This is a genomic window from Streptomyces sp. NPDC001903, from assembly GCF_042891345.1.
Lineage (GTDB): Bacteria > Actinomycetota > Actinomycetes > Streptomycetales > Streptomycetaceae > Streptomyces.
This window is the reverse complement of sequence record NZ_JBIASZ010000003.1, coordinates 306,741-328,995: the sequence shown is the minus strand read 5'-3', so window position 1 is coordinate 328,995 and position 22,255 is coordinate 306,741. Positions and strand designations below refer to the sequence as shown.

At 73.2% G+C, this 22,255-nt stretch carries 21 protein-coding genes; 6 read left to right on the top strand and 15 right to left on the bottom strand.

From position 1 onward, the window contains the following. Positions 1 to 48 precede the first annotated feature (48 nt). Together ACFYZS_RS08245 and ACFYZS_RS08240 are read left to right on the top strand one after the other, a co-directional pair. Complete coding sequence (locus tag ACFYZS_RS08245; RefSeq protein ID WP_389008100.1) at positions 49 to 1,407, top strand: cation:dicarboxylate symporter family transporter; 1,359 nt, start codon at positions 49 to 51, stop codon at positions 1,405 to 1,407. Positions 1,408 to 1,696: 289 nt separating this feature from the next. After that, entirely contained in the window at positions 1,697 to 3,472 is a 1,776-nt protein-coding gene (locus tag ACFYZS_RS08240) for a S8 family serine peptidase (RefSeq protein WP_389008097.1), read from the top strand. A 24-nt stretch (positions 3,473 to 3,496) separates the two neighbouring features. Here the strand turns inward: ACFYZS_RS08240 and ACFYZS_RS08235 are convergent, their stop codons facing one another. The 4 genes from ACFYZS_RS08235 to ACFYZS_RS08220 all read right to left on the bottom strand — a co-directional run bounded on the left by ACFYZS_RS08235 (position 3,497) and on the right by ACFYZS_RS08220 (position 7,344). Next, positions 3,497 to 4,921 carry an alpha/beta hydrolase family protein gene (locus ACFYZS_RS08235; RefSeq protein ID WP_389008095.1) on the bottom strand — a complete coding sequence of 475 codons (1,425 nt, stop codon included), beginning with the start codon at positions 4,919 to 4,921 and terminating at the stop codon, positions 3,497 to 3,499. A 75-nt stretch (positions 4,922 to 4,996) separates the two neighbouring features. Then, a complete protein-coding gene (locus ACFYZS_RS08230) occupies positions 4,997 to 5,671 on the bottom strand; it encodes a (2Fe-2S)-binding protein (RefSeq protein ID WP_389008092.1) in 675 nt (224 codons plus the stop codon). Between the two features lie 42 nt (positions 5,672 to 5,713). Then, a complete protein-coding gene (locus ACFYZS_RS08225) occupies positions 5,714 to 6,166 on the bottom strand; it encodes an SRPBCC family protein (RefSeq protein ID WP_389008089.1) in 453 nt (150 codons plus the stop codon). A gap of 95 nt (positions 6,167 to 6,261) precedes the next feature. Beyond that, entirely contained in the window at positions 6,262 to 7,344 is a 1,083-nt protein-coding gene (locus tag ACFYZS_RS08220) for an SIS domain-containing protein (protein ID WP_389008086.1), read from the bottom strand. A 920-nt stretch (positions 7,345 to 8,264) separates the two neighbouring features. On the opposite strand from ACFYZS_RS08220, the gene ACFYZS_RS08215 reads away from it, so the two are divergent. Further along, positions 8,265 to 8,951 carry a GNAT family N-acetyltransferase gene (locus ACFYZS_RS08215; protein WP_389008083.1) on the top strand — a complete coding sequence of 229 codons (687 nt, stop codon included), beginning with the start codon at positions 8,265 to 8,267 and terminating at the stop codon, positions 8,949 to 8,951. Positions 8,952 to 9,010: 59 nt separating this feature from the next. Here the strand turns inward: ACFYZS_RS08215 and ACFYZS_RS08210 are convergent, their stop codons facing one another. The 3 genes from ACFYZS_RS08210 to ACFYZS_RS08200 are packed head-to-tail and all read right to left on the bottom strand — an operon-like array spanning position 9,011 to position 12,269. Further along, positions 9,011 to 10,039, bottom strand: a complete 1,029-nt coding sequence (locus tag ACFYZS_RS08210; protein ID WP_389008080.1) for a TolB family protein — start codon at positions 10,037 to 10,039, stop codon at positions 9,011 to 9,013. Between the two features lie 47 nt (positions 10,040 to 10,086). After that, entirely contained in the window at positions 10,087 to 11,385 is a 1,299-nt protein-coding gene (locus ACFYZS_RS08205; protein ID WP_389008077.1) for an MFS transporter, read from the bottom strand. 2 nt (positions 11,386 to 11,387) lie between these two features. After that, entirely contained in the window at positions 11,388 to 12,269 is an 882-nt protein-coding gene (locus ACFYZS_RS08200) for an alkaline phosphatase family protein (protein WP_389008074.1), read from the bottom strand. 280 nt (positions 12,270 to 12,549) lie between these two features. On the opposite strand from ACFYZS_RS08200, the gene ACFYZS_RS08195 reads away from it, so the two are divergent. After that, on the top strand, positions 12,550 to 13,794 hold the full coding sequence (locus ACFYZS_RS08195) for an alpha/beta hydrolase (RefSeq protein ID WP_389008071.1): 1,245 nt from the start codon (positions 12,550 to 12,552) through the stop codon (positions 13,792 to 13,794). Here ACFYZS_RS08195 and ACFYZS_RS08190 read toward each other — a convergent pair. Next, positions 13,772 to 15,223: a carboxylesterase/lipase family protein gene (locus ACFYZS_RS08190; RefSeq protein ID WP_389008069.1), complete on the bottom strand. Its 1,452-nt coding sequence runs from the start codon at positions 15,221 to 15,223 to the stop codon at positions 13,772 to 13,774. The two genes, ACFYZS_RS08195 and ACFYZS_RS08190, sit on opposite strands and share 23 nt — an antisense overlap. A 144-nt stretch (positions 15,224 to 15,367) precedes the next feature. Here ACFYZS_RS08190 and ACFYZS_RS08185 point away from each other — a divergent pair, with 144 nt between their 5' ends. Both ACFYZS_RS08185 and ACFYZS_RS08180 read left to right on the top strand, forming a co-directional pair. Further along, a complete protein-coding gene (locus ACFYZS_RS08185) occupies positions 15,368 to 15,748 on the top strand; it encodes a hypothetical protein (protein WP_389008066.1) in 381 nt (126 codons plus the stop codon). Positions 15,749 to 15,829: 81 nt separating this feature from the next. Then, complete coding sequence (locus ACFYZS_RS08180; protein ID WP_030868780.1) at positions 15,830 to 16,108, top strand: chaplin; 279 nt, start codon at positions 15,830 to 15,832, stop codon at positions 16,106 to 16,108. 105 nt (positions 16,109 to 16,213) lie between these two features. Here the strand turns inward: ACFYZS_RS08180 and ACFYZS_RS08175 are convergent, their stop codons facing one another. The 7 genes from ACFYZS_RS08175 to ACFYZS_RS08145 form a co-directional block, all read right to left on the bottom strand. Next, complete coding sequence (locus ACFYZS_RS08175; protein ID WP_389008063.1) at positions 16,214 to 17,077, bottom strand: tyrosinase family protein; 864 nt, start codon at positions 17,075 to 17,077, stop codon at positions 16,214 to 16,216. A gap of 10 nt (positions 17,078 to 17,087) precedes the next feature. Next, complete coding sequence (locus tag ACFYZS_RS08170) at positions 17,088 to 17,453, bottom strand: tyrosinase family oxidase copper chaperone (protein ID WP_389008060.1); 366 nt, start codon at positions 17,451 to 17,453, stop codon at positions 17,088 to 17,090. A 59-nt stretch (positions 17,454 to 17,512) separates the two neighbouring features. Beyond that, the gene (locus ACFYZS_RS08165; protein WP_389008057.1) at positions 17,513 to 18,046 is read right to left on the bottom strand and encodes a GNAT family N-acetyltransferase; all 534 of its coding nucleotides are present in this window, start codon (positions 18,044 to 18,046) and stop codon (positions 17,513 to 17,515) included. A gap of 16 nt (positions 18,047 to 18,062) precedes the next feature. Beyond that, positions 18,063 to 18,674: a trimeric intracellular cation channel family protein gene (locus ACFYZS_RS08160; protein WP_389008055.1), complete on the bottom strand. Its 612-nt coding sequence runs from the start codon at positions 18,672 to 18,674 to the stop codon at positions 18,063 to 18,065. Positions 18,675 to 18,909: 235 nt separating this feature from the next. Then, complete coding sequence (locus ACFYZS_RS08155; RefSeq protein ID WP_389008052.1) at positions 18,910 to 20,016, bottom strand: acyl-CoA dehydrogenase family protein; 1,107 nt, start codon at positions 20,014 to 20,016, stop codon at positions 18,910 to 18,912. Beyond that, a complete protein-coding gene (locus tag ACFYZS_RS08150; protein WP_389008049.1) occupies positions 20,013 to 21,200 on the bottom strand; it encodes an acyl-CoA dehydrogenase family protein in 1,188 nt (395 codons plus the stop codon). The genes ACFYZS_RS08155 and ACFYZS_RS08150 overlap by 4 nt, the downstream gene beginning before the upstream one ends. Further along, entirely contained in the window at positions 21,197 to 22,174 is a 978-nt protein-coding gene (locus ACFYZS_RS08145; RefSeq protein ID WP_389008046.1) for an NADPH:quinone oxidoreductase family protein, read from the bottom strand. Before ACFYZS_RS08145 ends, ACFYZS_RS08150 begins: the two co-directional genes overlap by 4 nt. Positions 22,175 to 22,255: the final 81 nt, after the last annotated feature.

Below are 22,255 nucleotides of genomic sequence, written 5' to 3'. Positions count from 1 at the left end.
CCCGGGCCATGGTCCTCCCGGGACGTATTCACCACCAGGAGGCGAGCCGTGGCCGGCAGACGCGACAAGACCCACTACCTGTACATCGCGGTGATCGCCGCGGTGCTCCTCGGCATCGCCGTCGGCTTCGCCGCACCCGGCACGGCCGTGGAGCTCAAGCCGCTGGGCACCGGCTTCGTGAACCTCATCAAGATGATGATCTCGCCCGTGATCTTCTGCACGATCGTGCTGGGCATCGGGTCGGTGCGCAAGGCCGCGAAGGTCGGCGCCGTGGGCGGCCTCGCGCTCGGCTACTTCATGATCATGTCCACGGTGGCGCTGGCCATCGGGCTCCTCGTCGGGAACCTGCTGGAGCCGGGCAGCGGACTGCACCTGACCGAGGCCGTCAAGCACGCCGGCGAGGCGCAGGCCAAGGCGGGCGGGGCGCAGAGCACCCCCGAGTTCCTGCTCGGGATCATCCCGACCACCCTGGTCTCCGCCTTCACCGGCGGTCAGGTGCTCCAGACCCTGCTCGTGGCGCTGCTGTGCGGGTTCGCGCTCCAGGCGATGGGCACGGCGGGCGAGCCGCTGCTGCGCGGGATCGGGCACGTGCAGAAGCTGGTCTTCCGGGTGCTGGCGATGATCATGTGGGCGGCCCCGGTGGGCGCGTTCGGCGCGATCGCGGCGGTGGTCGGGGCGACCGGCATGGACGCGCTGAAGTCACTGGCCGTCATCATGATCGGTTTCTACACGACCTGCCTGCTGTTCGTGTTCGTGGTGCTCGGCACCCTGCTGCGGGTGTGCACCGGACTCAACGTGTTCTCGCTGCTGCGCTATCTGGGCCGCGAGTTCCTGCTGATCCTCTCCACCTCCTCCTCGGAGTCGGCGCTGCCCCGGCTGATCGCGAAGATGGAGCACCTCGGCGTCTCGAAGCCGGTGGTCGGCATCACGGTGCCGACGGGTTACTCCTTCAACCTGGACGGCACCGCGATCTACCTGACGATGTCCTCGCTGTTCATCGCGGAGGCCATGGGCAAGCCGCTGGCCATCGGCGAGCAGATCTCGCTGCTGCTGTTCATGATCGTGGCCTCGAAGGGCGCGGCCGGCGTCACGGGCGCGGGGCTCGCGACGCTGGCCGGAGGACTCCAGTCGCACCGCCCGGAGCTCGTCGACGGCGTCGGGCTGATCGTGGGCATCGACCGGTTCATGAGCGAGGCCCGGGCGCTGACGAACTTCGCGGGCAACGCGGTGGCGACGGTGCTCATCGGCACCTGGACCAAGGAGTTCGACCGCGAGCGGGCCACCGAAGTCCTCGCGGGACGCCTGGAGTTCGACGAGACCACGCTGATCGACGACGGCCACGGCGCGGAGCCCCCCACCGTGCCCGCCCCCTCGCCGGCCGGCGCCAAGGACGGCGTACCGGTCTGACCGGAACGCCCGTCACGGGCCGACCGGGCCGGGCTCGCCCCCACGGTGCCCGGGCCGGTCGGCCCTCACACCCCCTTCACACCGCCCTCACGCGGCCCCGTGGTCGATTTTCGGCCACGGGGCTGTTAAGTGTCGTGCGGTAAAAGGTACTTCCATACCGGGGCACGCGTCTGACATCTTGCGTCCACCACTCGTTTCGTACGGCCCGGTAGGTGTCATGAGCACCTCCGGGCCGTCTTCGGAGGACGCATTGATACCCCACATATCCAGCCGACCTCGACGTACTCTCGTGCTGGCCGCCACGCTCGGCGCCGCACTCGCCTTCGGGGCCCCCGCCGCGCTCGCCGGCACCGCCCCGGTGTCCCCTTCCGGCCAGAGCATCCCGTCCGCTCCCGCCAAGGCCGCCGGCAAGGCCGCCGCGGCGCCGACCTCCCAGAGTGCGACCTGGGTTGCCGGCACCCGCGCCTACCTCGTGATCACCGCCCCCGGTGACAGCACGGCGGTCCGTACCGCCATCGCCGCCAACGGCGGCACCGTCTTCTCCAACTTCGACTCCATCGGCGTGATCGTCGCCCACTCCGCCTCGGCCGGCTTCGCCGCGACGATGCGCGGGGTCAGCGGGGTCCAGCAGGTCGGCGCCACCCGTACCTCGGACGTCCCGGCCGACGCCTACAACCCGGCGCTGCCCGCCAACCCGGCCCAGTCGACGACCCCGGCGGGCGAGCCCGTCCGCGCCGACATGAGCCAGATCAAGGCGGACCAGGCCTGGGCCGTCACCACCGGCTCCGCCTCCGTCAAGGTCGGCATCCTGGACACCGGTGTGGACGACCAGCACCAGGACCTGGCGCCGAACTTCAACGCGGCCGACTCCGTCTCCTGCGCCTATGGCAAGCCGGACACCCGTACGGGCGCCTGGCGGGACGTGGACAGCCACGGCACGCACGTCGCGGGCACCATCGCGGCCGCCAAGAACGGCAAGGGCGTCGTCGGCGTGGCCCCGGGCGTGAAGATCTCCGCGGTCCGCGTCGCCGAGCCGGGCAACTCGTTCTTCTTCGCCGAGAACACCATCTGCGGTTTCGTGTGGGCCGGTGACCACGGCTTCAAGGTCACCAACAACAGCTACTACACGGACCCGTGGCAGTTCAACTGCCCGGACAACATCGACCAGGCCGCCATCATCGAGGGCGTCAAGCGCGCCCAGGAGTACGCCGAGGGCAAGGGCTCCCTCCAGGTCGCCGCGGCGGGCAACGAGAACTACGACCTCGCCCACAAGACGACCGACTCCGCGAGCCCGAACGACTCGACGCCGGTCACCCGCACCATCACCAACGCCTGCCTCGACATCCCGACCGAGCTCCCGGGCGTGGTCACGGTCGCGGCGAACGGCTCCGGCACCTCGAAGGCCTCGTTCTCCAACTTCGGCTCCGGCGTCATCGACGTCGCGGCCCCGGGCAGCGACGTCTACTCCACCGTGCCGGGCGGCAAGTACGGCACCAAGAGCGGTACCTCGATGGCCACCCCGCACGTGGTGGGCGTCGCGGCGCTGCTCGCCAGCACCAACCCGGGCATCACCCCGGCGCAGCTGCGCGACAAGCTGGCCACGCAGGCCAACGACATCGCCTGCCCGTCGGACAGCCGCTGCACCGGCACCGCGGCCAACAACTCGTTCTTCGGCGAGGGCCAGGTCGACGCGCTGAAGGCGGTCGGGTCCACCCCGCCGCCCGGCAAGTACTTCGAGAACCTCGGCGACTTCGCGATCAACGACAACGCGACCGTGGAGAGCCCGATCACCGTCAGCGGGGTGACCGGCAACGCGCCGGCCACCCTCAAGGTGGGCGTGGACATCAAGCACACCTACATCGGTGACCTCAAGGTCGACCTGGTCGCCCCGGACGGCACCGTCTACACCCTGAGCAACCGGGCCGGCGGCGGTACGGACAACATCGTCCAGACCTTCACCGTCAACGCCTCCTCCGAGGTCGCCAACGGCCTGTGGAAGCTGCGCGTGAACGACAACGCCAACGCGGACACCGGCAAGATCGACGCCTGGAACCTCACGTTCTAGTGCCGCCGCGATAGCGCTGCGGGACTAACCCCGCAGGACGTCGGCGAGCCAGTCGAAGACGACGTCGCAGTGCTGCTGCGGGGCCATCGGGGAGCAGTGCAACTGCGCCCCGGTGGCCTCCGTCATTTTCACGTACGCGCGCTTCGAGCGGAGCAGGTCGTACATCTGCCGGGGCTGGCCGGGGTAGAACTGCTCGAAGTCGTAGTCCAGGACCAGCGTCGGCGCCTTGATCCGCGGTACGAGCTTGGTGATGTCGAGCCCGATCGCGAGCTGGGCGGGGGTCCAGAGGTCTTTGAACACCCGGCCGGCCCGCGCCTCGCGCAGGGCCTCCGGCGAGAAGATCTCGAAGCGCTTCTTGACGGTGGTGGCGAGCTCCGGGGTGAGTTCCGGCACGACCTCCTCGTTCCACACCCGGTTGGTCTCCGCCTTGTCGGCGGTGACGATGTCGCGGAGCTCCTTGTCGAATCCGAGCCACGGGCTGAGCACTCCGGGCAGGCAGGCCACGGCCGCGAGCCGGTGCTCGAAGGCCGCGGCGCGGGCGACCAGGTTGCCGCCCATGCTCAGGCCGGTGATCGCGATCCGGGCGCTGTCGACGTCCTTGCGGGCGTCCAGCCAGTCCACGAGCGGAGCGACGACCTGCTCCCACCGGGTGGTGAAGGGGATCTCCTCGACGAACAGCAGCCGGCCCTGGCCCGGGCCGTCGTAGACGAGGGCGTTCCAGCCGCGGCCGAGGGCGGCCGCGACGCCGTAGGTCCACATGTCGACGTTCTGCCCGTCGCTGCCGTTGGTCAGGATGACGGTCGGGCGGGGCTCCTCCGGGCCCTCGGGCCGGAAGAACCAGAGCGGCAGACGGGTCTTCCCGTACGGGACCTGCGCGCGGACCGCGGCCGGGGAGCAGAGCCGGGTGAAGGTGTCCCAGGAGGCGCGGCCGGCCAGGTAGAGGGCCTTCTCGTCCTCGGGGCTGCGGGTTCCCAGGACGTAGAACAGGGCCTGCGCGTAGTACTGGGCGGCGCGCAGCGAGCGGAACCGGCGGGTCTGCGAGGGGGTTTCACCACCGTGCCGCCCCGCGGCGGGGGGCGCGGCGAGCCGGTCGCCCCAGGACCGGAAGGTGTCGGTGAAGGTCTGTGCGGACAGGCCCGCCGTGTTGATCGCGTTGACGGCGGTGAGCACCTCACCGACCTCGGAAGCACGCATGCCGGCCGCACCGAGCGCGAGGAGCCCGGCGAAGTTGTAGCCGGGGTCGCCGAACAGCTTCATGGCCCCCGGCGCGGGATCGGGGGCCGCCGCGGCCGCCGCGCGGGGCGTGGCGGCCGCGCACCCGGCGGCGGCGCCGGCCGCGAGGACTCCGGCGCCCGCGGCGAGCCCGGTCAGGGCGGCGCGCCGGGACAGCCCCGACGGGGTCTGCGAGGGGGGCGAAGGCTGCGGCCGGGGTGTGCGAGCGTGCGTCATGCCAGGGACCGTAGGAGGCTCCCGGCGGACCGGCGGACCGCCACACCCTCGGCTGCTCCGAACGGCCCTGCCGGGCTACCTGGTGCGCAGTACGCAGTCCCCGCAGAGGCCGCCGCCGGGAACCCGGTAGTAGAGGCAGCAGCTGCGGCGGACGAAGGCCACCCCGAGGCCCTCTTCGTGGATGAAGGTGCCGGCCGCGCCGAGCGGCCCGTCCTCGGCCAGCAGCTCCGCGGCCAGGGCGACCGCCGGGGCGCCCGGGACCCGGTCCATCAGCACGCGCACCGCTCCGACCAGGCCCGACGCGGCGTTGCCGCGCAGCACCTTGGGCGAGACCCCGTACCGCTCCCGCAGCCGCGCGTCCAGGCCCGCGAGATTGTTGAGGACGGTCTCCCCGAGCGCCCCGGCGGGCAGGTCGCCCCGGCCGGGCTCGGGCAGCCACAGCTCCGGCGACCCCGCCCCGGGCAGCCGCCACCACACCCGGTCGGCACTCAGGTCCGGCACCCGCCCGCCCAGCGCGGCGCAGCCGATCCCGATCGACCACAGCCGCGAGGCGATGCCGAACTGCGCGGTCGAGGCGGCGACGCGCCCCGGCCCGCTGCCGATCCGCCGCCCGACCTCGGCGACGTACGGCTCCAGCCGGGGCCCGTACAGCTCGCTCAGCGGGCGGAAGCCGTCCCCGGGCGGTTCCTGCCCGTAAGGGACGGCGAAGAACGGCCCGACGGCGGCGAGTCGGCGCAGTACCAAGTCCATGTGCGGATGATCCCAGGTGATCGCGGCCGGCCCCAGGGGGGCTCAGGCCGCGGCGGACTCGCGGATCACGGCGAGGGTGCGGGCCGCCGTCTCCGCCATGGACGTGCGCATCGCGGCGAGCCGGGGCGCGGCGAACTCGCGCGCGAACTCGCCGCTGAACGTCAGGGTGAGGGCGCCGCTCGGGTCCACGTCGATGACGTTGTCGATGGTCCAGACCTCCTTCTCGTCCGCGCGCCGGAAGCTCACCCGGTGGCCGATGTCGAAGACCACCACCTCGCGGAAGCGGTCCCCGGCGCGGGCTATCTCACGGACCAGGCCCTGCGGGTTCTCCGACAGGACCGTGCACTCGGTGATCGCCGGTACGTAGGGGCGCGGGTCGGCGGCCTTGGCCACCAGGCCCGTCCACAGGTCGTCGCGGCTCAGCTGGACCTGGTCCTCGGCCACGGGGTCGTTCACGGGCAGGGTGTACTCGATGCGGGTGACGGTCTCGGTCATGCCGGGCTCCCCTGGTTTTCGATCTTGTCACGGGGCAACCAGCGTCGCAGACGGGGCATTCCCCGCAGCACCCCTGAGTTCCGACCATGGCGAAATCAGGGGCTCGGGGCCCTTGCGGCGTCGGCTGCCGGGGCGTAAGCGGCCACCTGGAAGCCGGCCCTGCCCAGGCCACCCTGCTTGGTGTCGTCGTTGGCGAAGACGAACGACTCGATCGGCACCCCGCGTTCGGCGCTGAGCTGGGCGACCAGCTCCTGGAGCACCACCGCCTCCAGCACCGCGCGGACGGCGTCCGGGACCTCGGGGAGCCGGATCACCGACAGGCTCTGCGACGGGACGACGGCCGCGGCCGTGGTCAGCAGCAGCGTCAGGTGCCCGGCCGCGGCCAGCGAGCGGGCCAGCTCGATCTCGCGGCCGTCGCCGAAGACCAGGTGCAGGGTGTTGCCCGCCGACTCCATCTCCCCGTGCAGATAGTTGCGGGTGGCGGAGGCGGCCGCGGTCATCCGCACCACCTCGCGCAGCAGCAGCGCCCCCTCCTCGGCCGAGGCCCGCGAGGCGCCGGCCGCCACGGCGTCGGAGGCGATGCAGCGGGCGCCGCGCCGGCGCAGGCCCGCGACCACCGCGGCGGCCTGCCGGTGGACCGCGGCGGTCTGCGCGGCGATGTCGCCCCACGGGTCCCCCTCGCGGCCCGCGATGGCCCCCGCGACCAGGTCGAGGGCCACGACCGTCCCCGTGTAGCCGATGGTCGAGGCGGAGGAGTCGGGCTCGTTGCCGAGGCCCACGGTCAGGTCGGCGAGCTCCCCGAGCGGCGACGGTACGACGTTGAGCAGCGCGGTCTTGGTGATGCCGGGAGCGGCACACCGGAAGGCGGCGATGGTCTCGCAGCTGCGGCCGCCCTGGGAGACGGCGATCAGGCAGTCGGTGTCGAAGCCGTCGGTGCCGGTCTCGAGCTCGCTGGAGAGCACGCGCTGGGTGACGATCCCGGCCGCGCGCAGCTGCTGCACGGGGACGGCGAGGGCGGCGTACGAGGCGCCGATGCCGGTGAACAGGGGGCGCCGGGCGGTACGCAGCGCGGCGTACCGCGGGGAGGCGAGCCGGTCTCGGACGCGGTCGGCGATCCGGGCGAGGGCGGCGCCCTGGCCGGCCTGGCCCTCGATGAAGGTGATGCGGGATGCGGACATGGCGGGGGTCTCTCGGCTTCCTGGCGGGGGCGGTCACGGTCTGCGAAGGTCCGTACGCGAACGGTGTGTTGGAGGGACGGTAGGGGGCGGACGGCCCGATCGGGGGCCGGGTGCCCCTACCTCTTTCGTGTCCGCGGCCCGGGGCCGCCGGGGCGGATGTCACGAACGCCCAGCGGAAGAGCACGTGGGAGGGCGCGGCGAGGACGGGGCCGATCGCGGTGGGCGGGCGGGGTTCGGCGGCGGTTCCGCGGTTGACGCCGTCGCCGGCCGCGCCCCGGGAGAAGCCGGAGCCGTCGCGGCCGCCGGGCTCGCCGGTGCCGGGCCGTTTCAGAGGGCGGAGGGTCGTGGCGGAGGGTCGTGGCGGAGGGTCGTCCCACGGGCGCAGGCAGTGGTCTCGCCGCCCTCCCGGACGGTCCCGACACGCCAGCGCGGCGCCCCGCGGCACCCCCGCGCGCCGACCGTTGCCCCGAAGGGCCCTGAGGCAGGTGTTGGACACATCACCGACGACCATCTGTTCGATGCTCCGGCGGCCCGGCCGGAGCCCCGCGAACAGCCGCCGCCGCGGTGCGCGCGGCCACTGCGGGGCGCGTCCGGGCCCCCTTGCATCCATGCAGGTCAGAGGGTGTTTTTACGTCGATCGGAGGCGGTCGGGGCGGCCGTCCGGGGGACCTGTGCGGCGCGCCGGAACGGATGTCCGCGGATCAGGATTACGGGTGCTCCGGAGCGGGGACCAAAGTCATCGAAAAACATGGCCGCGGCGTTGCCAATTTGGGGGTTCATGAGAGCACATTTAGGAGCTACATTGAGCCACTCGCGTTCACCTGACAGCCCGTTGCCTTTCACCCGTGTTTTGCACGGGGGGCGACGTCAGGGACGCACACTGTGCAACCACCCCACCGCCCAGAAGGACCGAAGGCTCCGTGCCCGTACCCGTACTCCTCGCCGGCCGCACCGTGCGGCTCGAGCCCCTCGCCCCCCACCACACCGAGGCCTTGGCCGTGGCCGGGGCCGAGGATCGTACGACTTACGCCTTCACCCCCGTACCCCATGGGGTGCAGGCGTCCCACGAGTACATCGACCGCGCCCTCGCAGATCAGGCGGCGGGTCGATCGCTCCCCTTCGCGGTGGTCAGAGCCACCGACGGCCGGGTCGTCGGTTCGACCCGGTTCCTGGACCTCGACTACTGGCAGGGACCGCTGGTGTGGCCCGCCGTGCCGGGTGTCCCGTTCGGTGATCCGGCGACCGCGATCCCCGATGCCGCCGAGATCGGCAATACCTGGCTGTCCCCGGGCGCCCAGGGGACGGGCATCAACACGGAGGCGAAGCTGCTCATGCTCCGCCATGCCTTCGAGACCTGGGGCGTGCGCCGCATCTCGCTGCGCGCAGACGCCCGCAACGGGCGCTCGCGGGCCGCGATGGAGCGGCTCGGGTTCACCTGCGAGGGCGTCCGCCGGGCCCATTCGCGGGGGCTCGACGGCGCCGTGCGCAGTACCGCCTTCTACTCGATCCTCGACGAGGAGTGGCCGGCCGTTCGGTCGATCATCGAGCTGAAGCTGTCGGCGGGCGCCCAGCGCAAGCGGCGCCGCAAGACGCTGGTCCCGGCGTAACGGTCCTGCGTTCGGCGCAGCGGTGCGGCGGCCCTCCGCCCCGGCTCTTCCTCCCGGCGTCAGCCGAGGAAGGCCGGGGCGAGGGCCGATGCCATCAGCGGGGCGGGAGCGCCGCTGCCGTCCGCCGGCAGGGCGTACAGATCGGCGCCGAAGTCTCCGGGCAGGGAGTAGACGACCGTCTTGTCGTCGGTCCACACCACCTGGTCGTCCACGCTGCGCTCCTCGGCGAGCGGGGTCTCCCGCATCGAGGCCAGGTCCAGGGCGTACAGCCGCCACGGGGCGTCCGGTGACAGGCCGGGCACCCGCTTCTTGAACACCAGCCGGGTCCCGTCGGGTGACAGCGACGGGCACTCCAGGTTCTCGCGCAGCGTGGTCACGGTGCGTTCGGCGAGGTCGCCGCGGACCAGGTGGGTCTGGCCGCCGGTGGCGAGCGTCGCGTAGAAGGTCCGCTCGTCGGCCGCGAAGGTCACGCCCCAGAAGTTCACGTCGGCGTTGCGGTAGGCCTTGCCGTCCTTGCGGATGGCGAAGTCCTCCAGCGAGGCGTGGAACGCGCCGGTGCGCAGGTCGAGCAGCGAGGTCCGGGTGGAGAAGTTCGTCCCGGCGTACGAGTCCCCGCCGACGAAGACCGTCCAGGCGACGAGGTGGCCGCCGGGCGAGACCCGGGCGCGGGTGGGGATGCCGGCCAGCGGGTGCGAGGAGACCTCCTTGAGGTGGGCGTCGAGGACGACGGCCCGGTAGCTCTCCTGGACCCCGCCCTGGTCGGCCCGGAGGCAGATCCCGGTGCCGGCCGCGGCGTGGAAGCGCAGGCAGCTCACCCCGGAGGCCGTACGGGGGCCCTGGGGAGCGTCGGCGGGGACGGTGGCGAGCTCGTCGCGGTGCGGACCCCACGCCATGTTCCGGAACACGATCCGCCGCTCGCCCCCGTCCGGGGCCAGGGTCACCTCGCCCCTGGTGATCCGCGGCCCGCCCGCCTGGGTCTGGTTCTTCTCGTCGGCCCGGGAGGAGGCCCGTACGACGGCGAGCACCCCCACGGCGGCGAGCAGCACGACGGCGGAGACGAGGATCAGGATCCGGCGTTGGAGGGTCATGGGGACCTTTCGGGGACGTGGGGGATGTCGAGGGCGGCGAAGCGGGCTCAGTCGGCCCGCGCCTCGGCGGCGGACTCGGCGTCCGTCGCGTCCGCGGGCCGCAGCAGGGCGCAGGCGGCGGCCGCGCCGGCCAGCAGCGCCGCGGCGACCGCGAGGGCCGGTCGGGGGCCCCAGACGGTCCAGGCGGCGCCGAAGCCCAGCGAGGCGGCGAAGCGGGCGAGGGCCTGGCCGGTCTGGACGAGGGCGAGGCCGCCGCCGCGGTGCTCCTCGGGCACGGCTCCGGCGGCGGCGGCCATCAGGACGCCGTCGGTGGCCGCGTAGAACCCGCCGTGCAGGAGGAGCACGGCGTACGGCAGGGTCGGGTGGTGCCCGCCGGTCAGCAGGAGCCCGTACGCGAGGAGCAGCGCGAGGTGGCCGCCGAGGAAGACCCGCCAGCGGCCGATCCGGTCGGCGAGCCGGCCCAGCGGCAGCGCGAGCAGGAAGAACGCGGCGGCGGTGCCCAGCGGCAGCAGCGCGAACCAGCGGTCGGCGATCCCGGTGGCGCGCTGGAGCAGCAGGAAGACGAAGGCGTCGCTGACGGTGCACAGCCCGAGCAGCAGGGCGCACAGGCTGATCCGGCGCAGGTCGGGGCGGCCCAGCAGCCCGAAGGCGGCGCGCAGCGAGACGGGCTCGGCGCCGGGCGACGGCTCGGTGCGCCGGCCGGGGACGAACAGGACCAGCACGAGCACGCCGAGGGCGGCGACGCAGGCGCTGACCGTGAAGACGGCGTCGTAGCCGTCGGCGGCGCCGCGCAGGATCAGGAAGGCGAGGATCGGCCCGATCAGGGCGCCGGCCGTATCCATGGCCCGGTGGACCCCGAAGGCCCGGCCGCGGTCCTCGGGGGCGGCGGCCAGGGAGATCAGCGCGTCGCGCGGAGCGGTGCGCAGGCCCTTGCCGGTGCGGTCGAGCGCGAGCACCGCCCCGATGGCGGGGAGGGTGTGCGCGAGCAGCAGCAGGGGCTTGCACACGGCCGAGAGGCCGTAGCCGAGGCCGGCGAGGGCCTTGTGGCGGCCGAGGCGGTCGCCGAGGTGGCCCCCGGTGAGCCGGACCAGGGCGCTGATCCCGTTGTAGATCCCGTCGAGCAGTCCGAAGCCGAGCGGGGACAGGCCGAGGCCGGCGACGAGGTAGAGCGGGAGCACGGCCGTGACCATCTCGGAGGAGACGTCGGTGATCAGGCTGACCGTGCCGAGGGCGAGGACCGTGGGGGCGAGCGCGGCGCGCCGCCCCGGGCGGATGCCCGGGGCGACGGCCTGCGGCTCGGGGGTCACGGCGGGCGCGGGGGTACCGCGGCTGTCCGCAACGTACATGGTCAGGAAGCCCAGATCCCCGTGATGTCCTTGGCGGTGGCCGCGTTCCCGGCGTGGGTGGTCAGGCCGGCCAGGCCCTCCAGGGTGCGCAGCACGTCGTAGTGGTTGTAGGTGGTGGACGAGGTGCTGCCGGGGGTGACGGGCTGGCCGTAGAGCACGGTGGGGATCTTGTTGCCCGCGAGCCGGTTGTCCTCGTCGAAGGTGACGACGAGCAGGCTGTTGTGGGTCTTGGCCCAGTCCGCGTAGGCCTTGAGGTTGTTCTTGAGCCAGGTGTCGCCGGTGCCGACGGAGCAGTCGTGCATGTCGCTGCACAGGTTCGGGACGACGAAGGACACCTTGGGCAGGGTGGTGTAGTCCGTCGGGAACTGGGTCATCGTCTTCGCGGTGCTGGTGGGCACGTTGGAGAAGGCGAACCAGGGGTTGTGCTTGCGGGCGTACTTCCCGCTGCTGCAGGTGGTGGAGCCCTGGCTGGGGAGGGTCTCGTTGTAGCTGGCCCAGCTCTTGCCCGCGGCAATCAGCTCGGAGGCCAGGTTGGGCGCGGAGCTGAAGCCGGGCGTGTAGCAGCTGTCGCCGGTGACGCCCTGGTTGGAGCCGGAGAACAGCTGGAGGTAGTTGGGCTGGCTGGGGTGGGTGATGCCGAACGACTGCGTGAGGTTGGCACCCCCGCTCTTGAGGGAGTTGATGTACGGGGCGCTGGAGCTGCCGATGACCTGGTTGTAGGCGTGGTTCTCGAAGACCACGACGACGACGTGGTCGGGGGCCGGCAGGCCGGCCGCGTGCGCGGGCTGGGCGGCGCCGAGGCCGGCCCACAGGGCCGTGCCGGCGGCGGTGAGGCCGAAGGCGGTGGCAAGGGCGGTCTTGCGGGCGGACCGTGACGAGGTCATGCCAAACACGGAAAATACCTCCGGGCAGGGGGTTCGGGTGGCGGCGCGCAGGCACCATACCCACGGGCATGTGCATGGGCCAGGGACAGGCGGCTAACAGACCGGGAACTCCGGTGGCCCTGTCGGTGTTCGGCAACGCCGCGGCCTACGGCAACCCAAGAGCTGGGAAAAACGGGAACCGGGCAGCACGTAGGCTCATCCTTCGAACAGAAGAGACCACCCCCAGACGGGGAAAAGGCCATCCCCCGACGGGGCAGCACCAGCCGGAGAGCAACCGCACATGTCGTACTCACCCGACGGACAGCACCAGCCGTACCGATCGGAAGGGCAGTACCAGCAGCAGCCCTACGGCGCTTCGTACACGCAGCAGTACGAACCCCAGTACCAGCCCGAGCCCCCGTACGGGCCGCCGCAGCCGCCGTACGGCGGGCCGGAGGAGCCCCCGTACGAGCCCCGGCGGCCGCGCCGGGGCCGGCGCTGGCTGATAGCGGGCGTCTCCGTCCTGGCCCTCGCGGGCATCGCGGCCGGGGTGATGTACCACTTCGAGATACCCCCCTTCACCGACAAGGGCAAGGACGTCTCCTTCGGCCAGGCCGCCGCGGGCGGCGGCCAGGCGGGCGGCTCCGACGGCGCGGCGAAGCAGGCGGCCAACTCCAAGGCCCTGATGCCCACCGGCCCGAAGGCCGAGTTCAAGAACTCGATGACGCTGGCCGACGGCACGCACGTGGCCGTCACCACCCTGGACGGCAAGAAGTCCGGCTTCAAGGGCAAGGTCTGGGTCTGGGCGCCCAAGGAGTACAACGACCCGAAGTTCGCCAAGAGCGGCTTCCCGGTCATGATCGCCCTGCCCGGCGGCGCCGGCTACCCGAACAACTACTGGATGGGCACCGACCTGGGGCTCCAGACCAGCATCAGCAAGTGGTACGCCGAGGGCAAGAGCAAGCCGTTCATCCTCGCCATGCCCGTGCTGAACCCGGGCCCGGACGACAAGGGCATCTACTGGGACGGCTCGGACATCCCCGACCAGCCCAAGATGGGCACCTGGCTGACCGAGGACGTCCCGGACCTGATGAAGGCGAACTTCCGCACCGTCAAGTCCCGTGACGGCTGGGCCTACATGGGCTCCTCCACCGGCGGCTTCGCGAGCCTGAAGGCCGTGCTCAAGCACCCGGACAAGTTCAAGGCCGCCATCTGCTCCGGCCCGGACATCGTGCCCGACTCCTCTCTGTGGAAGGGCCACGACAAGGAGAAGGCGGAGAACAACCCGGAGCTCCTGGCCAAGGCCATGATCGACAAGAAGGGCGCGCCGGACGTCTACCTCGCCTTCCAGGTCGGCGACAACGAGAACAACAAGAAGACGCTGCCCGATGTGCAGAAGTTCGTCGCGACGTACGGCAAGGGGCCGATCCACACCAGCCTGAGGGTCATCCCCGGCGGCCAGCACAACGCCAAGACCTACGTGCCGAACATGGGCGAGGGCCCGATCCAGTTCATCAGCAAGGTCATGGAAGGACCGGTGGAGTAACCACCGCCGCGATGGATCGCTCGCACGGCCCGCCGAACGCCATCGGCGGGCCGTCGCCGTCCCAGGCCGCCCAGCCCGGGTCCCCGGTCACGGCGAAGCGCACCCAGGCCGCGTGCATCCGGTCGGCCAGCTCCTGCGGCGCGTCCGGCCCGGCCAGCCACGAGGCCTCCGCCACGTCGAGGGTGTCGAACACGAAGCCCAGCTCCAGGGCGTGGCAGGCCCCGAGGCCCGGGATGCCGGAGGGCCAGCCGAACTCGTACAGGAAGCTGGGGGCGGACCGCCGCGCCCCGGCGAGGCGGCGCAGCGGATCGCGCAGCAGCCGGTCGGTGAGCAGCTGCCCCGCGAGCTCGGCCGCGCCCGCCCCGGGCAGTGCGGCGCGCAGCGCCCGTACGGCGGCCCGGTCCTTGCCGCTGCGGGCGCGGGCCAGGGCGAGGGTGAGCGGACCGAGCCGGTCCATGACCGGCAGCGCGCCGATGGGGGCGAGCCAGAGCCGGTACTCCTCGGTGGTCCAGCCCAGCAGCAGCGGTACGTCCGCCGCCGTCGCGGCCTCCAGCGGGTCCCCGGGGAGGCTGTCCGGGTCGGCGACGAGGCCGAAGGCGGGGCCTCCGGTGAGCGGGCTGGAGCGGCGCAGCACGGCGGCCTGGGCGGCGAGCAGGTCGGGCAGGGCCGTGGCGGCGAAGGCCCCGGCGGTCGCGGGGACCTTCAGCAGGGAGGCCATCCGCCGGACCATGGCGCGCACCTTCTCGCGCGGCAGCACCTCGGGGGCACCGCTCTGCAGGGCCGCCTGTGCGAAGAGCCCGGCGGCGCGCGGGGCGCCGAGCAGGGCACCGACGCTGATGGCCCCGGCGGACTCCCCGAAGACGGTGACGCGTGCGGGGTCCCCGCCGAAGGCCTCGATGTTCTCCCGGACCCAGGTCAGGGCGGCGATCTGGTCGAGCAGCCCGCGGTTGGCGGGGGCGTCGGGGAAGAGCCCGTAGCCGAGGACGCCCAGGCGGTAGTTGACGGAGACGAGCACCACCCCGTCGCGGGCGAAGGCGGAGCCGTCGTACACGGGGACGGCCGAGGAGCCGCGGGTGAGCGCCCCGCCGTGCAGCCAGACCATGACGGGCAGCCCGGCCCCGGGGGCCGGGTCCGGGGTCCACACGTTGAGGTTCAGGCAGTCGTCGCCGGGGACGTCCGGGTCGGGCAGCAGCTCGGCGAACTTCGGCGGGTAGGGCACCTTCGGCGCGGTGGGCCCGAAGGCTCCGGCGTCGCGTACGCCCTCCCAGGCGGCCGGCGGCTCGGGCGCGGCGAAGCGGAGGGCGCCGACGGGCGGGGCCGCGTACGGGATGCCCCGGAAGGAGGCGGTCCCGCCCGGGCCGGTGCGGCCCTCGACGACGCCGTACCCGGTCCTGACCCGGGGCCGGCCGCTGCCGCCCGCTGCGCTCATCGCTCTCCTCCGTCGACCCGGTGCCTGCACCGTCGCACCACTGCACCACTGAATCGGGTGTTCCGCCTCCCGGGCACGGTCGCACAGGCCTGCGAGGGGTGACAAGGCGTGACCCGGCACGGGGCGGGCCGGGTTGGACCGGGCATGCGATCGATGCGTATCCACCCCGGTGTCCGCGGCTCCGTCCGGGCGGCCGGCCCGGTCCTCCCCCTCGCGCCCGCGCTCCTGCTCCTGCTCGCGGCCGCGGGCCCGACGCAGGCCGCGGCCGGGTCCGGGTCCGGCTTCCAGTACGTCGGCCAGGACGACAAGGTCCACGGGCTGACGGCCCCGCGCGGCTGTGTGGCGGCGAAGGGAGGCGGCTCCCGGGCCGTCACCAACTCGACCTCCGGGACCGCGATCTTCTACCGGGAGCCGGGGTGCGCGGGCGAGCCGGTGGCCTTGCTGGAGCCGGGCGCCGCGGGCCAGATCAAGCCGTACTTCGCCTCCGTGCGATTTTCCTTCATCACTAAGGCCCAGCGGCCGTGACCGCCGGGCTCCCGCCGCGTTGTACGCCATGTCAAATGCCACAGACCCCTGTGGCACCACACATCTCACGAGGAGATCTTGATGTCGCGTATCGCGAAGGCAGTCGCCGTCACCGCTGTTGCCGGTAGCGCCCTGGCCGCCGGTGCCGGTCTGGCCGTCGCCGATGCCGGAGCGCACGGTGCGGCGGTCGGCTCCCCCGGTGTCCTCTCGGGCAACCTGGTCCAGGTTCCGGTGCACGTCCCGGTCAACGTCTGCGGCAACACCGTGAACGTGATCGCCCTGCTGAACCCGGCGTTCGGCAACACCTGCGTCAACGCGTCGGGTGGCGGCGAGCACCACACCGAGGGCTACGGCGGCTGACGGCCGGATCGAGGACCCTGGGCCCCCGCCGTACGGCGGGGGCCCTTCTCGCGTCCTCGCGTCCGGACCGATCCTGCGGATCGCCCTCACGGGCCTCCGTACGGGTCATTCGTAGCGGTAGAGGCCCTGGTGGCTGAGCATGTCGCGCGGGGTGAGGTCCCACGGCGGCATCGGCTCGTCGAGGGCGATCACCCGGCCGCGCTGGAGGTCGCCCGGTTCGAGCGGGGCGGCGGGCAGGTAGCCGGAGCCCGGATGCCTCAGCTGCCAGCGGTCCCAGAGCAGGTCCACGAAGGCGTGGTGCAGCCAGAACGCCGGGTCGTTGGGGGCCGTGCCGCCCGTCATGTGGCCGCCGATCCACTGGTGGACCTTGTTGTGGTTGCGCCAGCGCTCGCTCTTCGGCGCCGCCCAGCCTTCCAGCTTGTTGCGGAACCCGCCGCCCTGCGCCGTCGAGTCCCAGGGCGAGGTGTCGTACGTCGGGTCGTCGAGCGCCCACTGCAGCTCGGCCGCGGTGGGCAGGGCGATCGGGTTCTGCGGCCGGCCGAGGTTGCGGGTGAGGAAGCGGGCCTCCGTGATGCCCACCGTGATCTCCCAGTTGCCCTTCTCGTGGGCGAAGGGGCCGGTCGTCACGCGGCGGTCGCTCGCACGGCCGGTGCCGCCGAGGAAGTCCTCGGCCCAGAGGGAGGAGACCGGGCTGTTGTCCGCGGTCCAGTCCCAGTACGGGACCGCGACCCCCGGGTCGACGGCCTGGAGCAACCGCTCGAACTGGAGCAGGTAGCGCCGGTGCCAGGGGAAGAAGGACGGGGACATGTGCCCGACCCGGAGCTTGCTGTCCCGGTCCGGCACGAAGTACTTGTCGTGGGTGCGCACCAGGTCGTCGTACGCGCCGGTGCGCTTGAGCTCCAGCACGGCCGCCGTGAACCGCTTCTTCTGGGCGCTGGTCAGGTTCTTCTGGTTCTGCCGGGTGTACATGCGGGGCTCCTCAGCCGTGGTGCGGGGCCGCGAACGCCAGCTGGGTGGTGCCGAGTTCGTCGACGGCGGCGCGGGCCAGTTCCAGCGGGGTCCCGAAGGACTGGAAGTGGTTGATCCCGCTCAGGTAGCTGCCGTCGGCGCGGCGCATGACGTGCAGGGGGCGGCCGTCGATGCGGACCCCGGCGGAGTCGACGGCGATGTGCCGGCCCCGGTACGTCTCCTCGGCGAAGGGGGCCGGGGTCAGGGTCTGCCGGGGGCGGCGCGCGCGCAGTACGGGGGCCAGGGCCGCGGCGGTGCCCGCGAGCACCGCCGCGGTGAAGGCCGTACGAAGGGCCGTGCGGCGGGTGAGTGCTGCGGAGGCGGGTGTGGCGTACATGCGGTCTCCCTCGCTCGGTGGTCCGCGCTACGGGGTCTAACGCGGCGCGGCGGGCGAGGTCACCTCGGCCGCTCGGGGTGCTTGAAGAAGAGGGTGGTGGGATGCAGCCGGCCGGACGGATCGGCGGCGTAGTCGGGGATGGTGCCGGCCTCGGTCCAGCCGGCGGAGCGGTAGACGCGCTCGGCCCCGCTGCCCGTCTCGGTGTCGAGGACCAGCAGCAGCACGCCGGCCCGGGCGGCCGCGAGTTCGGCCTCGGCGAGGAGGGCTCGGGCGGTGCCGCGGCCGCGCGCCTCGGGGTGCACCATGAGCTTGCGCAGCTCGGCGCGGTGGCGGCCGTTGGGCTTGGACTCGCGGTACCAGCTGACGGTGCCGTCGAGGCGGCCCTCGCGGTTCCGCGATGCCCACAGGGCGAGGGAGCCCTCCTCGACGGCGGGAGCAAGGGAGTCCCACCAGGCCGCCGCCCGGCCGTGGTCGAGGTCGGCGAGGAAGCCGAGGGAGGACCCGCCGCGGACCACGGCGAGCAGCAGGTCGGCGAGTTCGTCGCGGTGGGCGGCCAGCAGGGCGGCGTCGAGCCGGGCGATCACGGAGGTCATCGGGCGAGGATAGGGATCAGCCTGCGGCCCGCTGGAGGCGGGGCAGGTGCAGGTCGCGGAAGACGGCGGCCATGCGGAGGGTGAAGACGAGCCCTGCGGAGACGGCGATGTTGAGCGTGTCCGCGGTACCGGCCCAGTACAGGCCGAGGTGGCAGGCGGCCCCGGCGAGCGCGGCGGTCGCGTACACCTCCTCGCGCAGGAGCAGCGGCGGGAACTCCCCGCAGAGCACGTCGCGGACGACTTCGCCGGTGACCCCGGTCAGCACGGCGAGGATGAGCACGGCGACGGGCGTGACGTGGGCGTCGATGGCGGCGCGGGCGCCGATGACGGTGACGACGGACAGGCCGACGGCGTCGACGACGACGAGGGCGCGCTGCGGGAGCGTGCGGCGGCGCAGGTGGAGCATGGTGGCCACGGCCACGGAGGCGATGACGACGAGCAGGAGCCAGTCGTGCGTCCAGTAGAGCGGGTGGCGGTCGAGGATGAGGTCGCGGAGGGTCCCGCCGGAGATGGCGGCGGCGAAGGCCAGGACGAGCCCGCCGAAGGGGTCCATGTTGGCCCGGTGGGCGGCGAGGACGCCGGAGGCGGCGAAGGCGGCTATGCCGAGGAGGTAGAGGGCGTGCAGCATGGCGCCTCCTTCTGGGGGCGGGCGGGGTCCGGGGCGACCCGTCGACCCTGCCGCACCGGCCCGGAGCCGCGCATCGGCCGTTCGGCCAGGCCGTGCCGTGCCATGCCGTGCCGGGGGGGCGCCCGCTGCCGTGCCCTCGCACGGGCCTCCGGCGCCCCGCCCTCCCCGGTTCACCGGGTACCCGCTTTCGGACCCCTGGGGGTCCGGGGCCGGGTACCCGGTGTCGGACCCGGAGCTACGGGGACGGCAGTTCGGCGAAGTCGGCCACCAGGGTGTGGTGGTGGCCCGCGGTGCCCAGGGCGAGGGCGTCGGACTTGGCGCGCTTCAGGTACAGGTGCGCCGGGTGCTCCCAGGTCATCCCGATGCCGCCGTGCAGCTGCACGCATTCCTCCGCCGCCCGTACCGCCACTACGGAGCAGTACGCCTGTGCGACCGCCACCGTCAGCGGGGCGTCGGGGGCCCCGGTGGCCAGTGCGTCCGCCGCCGCGCGGGCCGCCGCACGGGCCGAGGCCACGTCCAGCCACAGCTGCGCCAGCCGGTGCTTCAGCGCCTGGAAGGAGCCGACCGGCCGGTTGAACTGGTTGCGCCCGCGCACGTGCCGGACCGTCTCCGTCAGGCACCACTCCGCGAGCCCGAGCTGCTCGGAGGCCAGCAGTCCGGCCCCCGAGAGCAGTGCTCCGGCGACTGCCGCCCGCGCCGTCGCCGGGTCCGCGAGCAGGGTCCCCGCGGCGCCGTCCAGCGTCACCGTGGCGAGCGGACGGGTCAGGTCCAGCGGGACCAGCGCGGTCAGCGAGGCCTCGTCCGCCGGGACCGCATACAGCCCCGTGTCGGCCGGGACCAGCAGGACGTCGGCGGCCACCGCGTCCGCCACCGAGGTGACGGTGCCGGTCAGCGCCCCGCCCCCGGCGTCCCGTACAGCGCTCGGCAGCGGAGCGCCGGGGGCCTGCGTCAGCGGCAGCGCGGGAACGCACACCCGCCGGCCCGCGGCCAGCTCCCGCAGGAGGTCGCCGGCCTCCGGCGTGTCGCAGCCCAGCAGGATCTCCGTCCCGAGCACCGCGCTCGTCAGGAACGGCACCGGCGCCACGGCCCGGCCGAGCTCCTCCAGGACCACGGCCGCCTCCCGGTGGCCCGCGCCCTGCCCGCCGAGCTTCTCCGGTACGAGCAGCCCCGCCGTGCCGATCTCCGCCGCGAGCGTGTGCCACAGCCCCGGGTCGTGCGGCCGGCCGGTCTCCGCCCGGGCGAGCACGTCCGCCGGTGCGCACCGGTCCACGAGCAGCGCCCGTACGGCGGACCGGAGCTCCTCCTCCGTGTCGGAGTACAGCAGGTCGAACGCAGTGCTCATCGGGCCAGGTCCTTCCAGGCGAGGTCCTTGTCGTCGCGCGGCTCGGCGGGCAGGCCCAGGACGCGTTCGGCGACGATGTTGAGGAGGATTTCGCTGGTGCCGCCCTCGATGCTGTTGCCCTTGGCGCGCAGGTAGCGGTAGCCGGCGTCGCGGCCGGTGAAGTCGACGAGCTCGGGCCGGCGCATCGTCCAGTCCTCGTACAGCAGGCCCTCCTCGCCGAGGAGTTCCACCTCCAGGCCGCTGATCTCCTGGTTGAGGCGGGCGAAGGTGAGCTTCATCCCGGATCCCTCGGGGCCGGGCTGCCCGGCGGCGAGCTGCTGGCGCAGCCGCTCGCCGGTGAGCCGGGCGACCTCGGCCTGGACCCACAGCTGGAGCAGGCGCTGGTGCAGTGCGTGGGTCCGCAGCTCCGGCCGCTCGCGCCACGCGGCGGCGACCGGGGCGATCATGCCGCCCTCGCGCGGGATCCGCATGCCGCCGATGGAGACGCGTTCGTTCATCAGGGTGGTGCGGGCGACCTCCCAGCCCTGGCCGACGGCGCCGAGCCGGTGGCTGTCGGGGATGCGGACGCCGGTCAGGAAGACCTCGTTGAACTCGGCCTCACCGGTGATCTGTCGCAGCGGCCGGACCTCGACACCGGGGGCGTGCATGTCGCAGAGGAAGTAGGTGATGCCCTGGTGCTTGGGCAGGGACGGGTCGGTGCGGGCGATCAGGATGGCCCAGCGGGCGGTGTGGGCGCTGGAGGTCCACACCTTCTGCCCGTCGACGATCCAGTCGCCGGTGCCGCTCTCGCGGACCGCGCGGGTGCCGAGCGCGGCGAGGTCGGAGCCGGCGCCGGGTTCGCTGAAGAGCTGGCACCAGACCTCCTCCCCCACCCACAGGGGACGCAGGAAGCGCCGCTTCTGCTCGTCGGTGCCGTAGGCGAGGATCGTGGGCGCGGCCATGCCGAGGCCGATGCCGATCCGGCGCGGGTCGTTGTCGGGGGCGCCGGCGGCTTCGAGTTCGGCGTCGACGACCGCCTGGAGGGTGCGGGAGGCGGCGAGTCCGCCGAGGCCCTCGGGGTAGTGGACCCAGGCGAGGCCGGCGTCGAAGCGGGCCCGCAGGAAATCGGCGCGGTCGGTGTCGGCGGGCGGGTGGGCGAGCAGCAGGTCCCGTACGCGCGCCACCAGTTCCTCGGAGGTGATCACCGCGGGTCCCCTCCGTCCAGGGCCGGTACGACGACCAGCCGGCCGGTGGTGGACCCGTCGGCGAGGCGCTGCACGGCGTCGGCGGCCGCGGCGAGCGGTACGCGCTCGCTGACCAGCGGCTTGATCGTGCCCTCGGCGGCGAGCCGGGTGAGCTCGACGTGGCAGGCGGCGATGGCGGCGGGGTCCTTGGTGGCGTACAGGCCCCAGTGCAGGCCGAGGACGGCGTAGTTCTTCACGAGGGCGTGGTTGAGGGCGGGGGCGGGGATGGTGCCGCTCGCGAAGCCGACGACGACGATCCGGCCCTCGAAGGCCACGCATTTGGCGGAGGCGGTGTAGGCGTCCCCGCCGACCGGGTCGTAGACGACGTCGGCGCCGCGCCCGGCGGTGAACTCCTTGACGCGGGCGACCAGGTCCTCACTCGTGCGGTCGATGACCAGGTCGCAGCCGAGTTCCTCGGCGGTACGGGCCTTCGCCTTGCCCCCCACGACACCGATGACGGTGGCGCCGGCTGCCTTGCCGAGCTGGACGGCGGCGCTGCCGACCCCGCCGGCGGCGGCGTGCACGAGGAGGGTCTCGCCGGCCTGGAGCCGGGCCCGGCGGTGCAGGCCGAACCAGCCGGTCTGGTAGCCGATGTGCAGGGCCGCGGCCTCGGCGTCGTCGAGGGTCTCGGGGGCCGGCAGCAGCGCGCGGGCGGAAGCGGTGACGTACTCGGCGAAGCCGCCGTGCGGCAGGCTCGGGTTGGCGATGACGCGGCGGCCGTCCTCGGTCTCGCCGCAGATCTCGACGCCGGGGGTGAAGGGCAGCGGCGGGCGGATCTGGTACTGGCCCCGGACGAGCAGCGCGTCGGGGAAGTTGACGTTCGCCGCGAGCACTTTGAGCCTCACCTCGCCCTCGCCGGGCACCGGTTCGGGAACCTCTTCGAGGCGCATGGCCTCTCGGGGTTCGCCGGGGGTATGTACTCGCCATGCCTGCATCCGGGGCCTCCAGCCGCCGTCGAGGAACCACGCTCCGCGGGCATACTAAGCGGTCGCTTGCCACTCTGGGAACCGTCGGCG

Coding starts and splice junctions, on each gene's coding strand:
- ACFYZS_RS08190 (WP_389008069.1), bottom strand. CDS start 15,223: ATGAGCGCAGCGGGCGGCAGCGGCCGGCCCCGGGTCAGGACCGGGTAC.
- ACFYZS_RS08145 (WP_389008046.1), bottom strand. CDS start 22,174: ATGCAGGCATGGCGAGTACATACCCCCGGCGAACCCCGAGAGGCCATG.
- ACFYZS_RS08235 (WP_389008095.1), bottom strand. CDS start 4,921: ATGACGCACGCTCGCACACCCCGGCCGCAGCCTTCGCCCCCCTCGCAG.
- ACFYZS_RS08210 (WP_389008080.1), bottom strand. CDS start 10,039: ATGACCCTCCAACGCCGGATCCTGATCCTCGTCTCCGCCGTCGTGCTG.
- ACFYZS_RS08225 (WP_389008089.1), bottom strand. CDS start 6,166: ATGACCGAGACCGTCACCCGCATCGAGTACACCCTGCCCGTGAACGAC.
- ACFYZS_RS08195 (WP_389008071.1), top strand. CDS start 12,550: ATGTCGTACTCACCCGACGGACAGCACCAGCCGTACCGATCGGAAGGG.
- ACFYZS_RS08205 (WP_389008077.1), bottom strand. CDS start 11,385: ATGTACGTTGCGGACAGCCGCGGTACCCCCGCGCCCGCCGTGACCCCC.
- ACFYZS_RS08230 (WP_389008092.1), bottom strand. CDS start 5,671: ATGGACTTGGTACTGCGCCGACTCGCCGCCGTCGGGCCGTTCTTCGCC.
- ACFYZS_RS08200 (WP_389008074.1), bottom strand. CDS start 12,269: ATGACCTCGTCACGGTCCGCCCGCAAGACCGCCCTTGCCACCGCCTTC.
- ACFYZS_RS08220 (WP_389008086.1), bottom strand. CDS start 7,344: ATGTCCGCATCCCGCATCACCTTCATCGAGGGCCAGGCCGGCCAGGGC.
- ACFYZS_RS08175 (WP_389008063.1), bottom strand. CDS start 17,077: ATGTACACCCGGCAGAACCAGAAGAACCTGACCAGCGCCCAGAAGAAG.
- ACFYZS_RS08160 (WP_389008055.1), bottom strand. CDS start 18,674: ATGCTGCACGCCCTCTACCTCCTCGGCATAGCCGCCTTCGCCGCCTCC.
- ACFYZS_RS08180 (WP_030868780.1), top strand. CDS start 15,830: ATGTCGCGTATCGCGAAGGCAGTCGCCGTCACCGCTGTTGCCGGTAGC.
- ACFYZS_RS08155 (WP_389008052.1), bottom strand. CDS start 20,016: ATGAGCACTGCGTTCGACCTGCTGTACTCCGACACGGAGGAGGAGCTC.
- ACFYZS_RS08165 (WP_389008057.1), bottom strand. CDS start 18,046: ATGACCTCCGTGATCGCCCGGCTCGACGCCGCCCTGCTGGCCGCCCAC.
- ACFYZS_RS08170 (WP_389008060.1), bottom strand. CDS start 17,453: ATGTACGCCACACCCGCCTCCGCAGCACTCACCCGCCGCACGGCCCTT.
- ACFYZS_RS08185 (WP_389008066.1), top strand. CDS start 15,368: ATGCGATCGATGCGTATCCACCCCGGTGTCCGCGGCTCCGTCCGGGCG.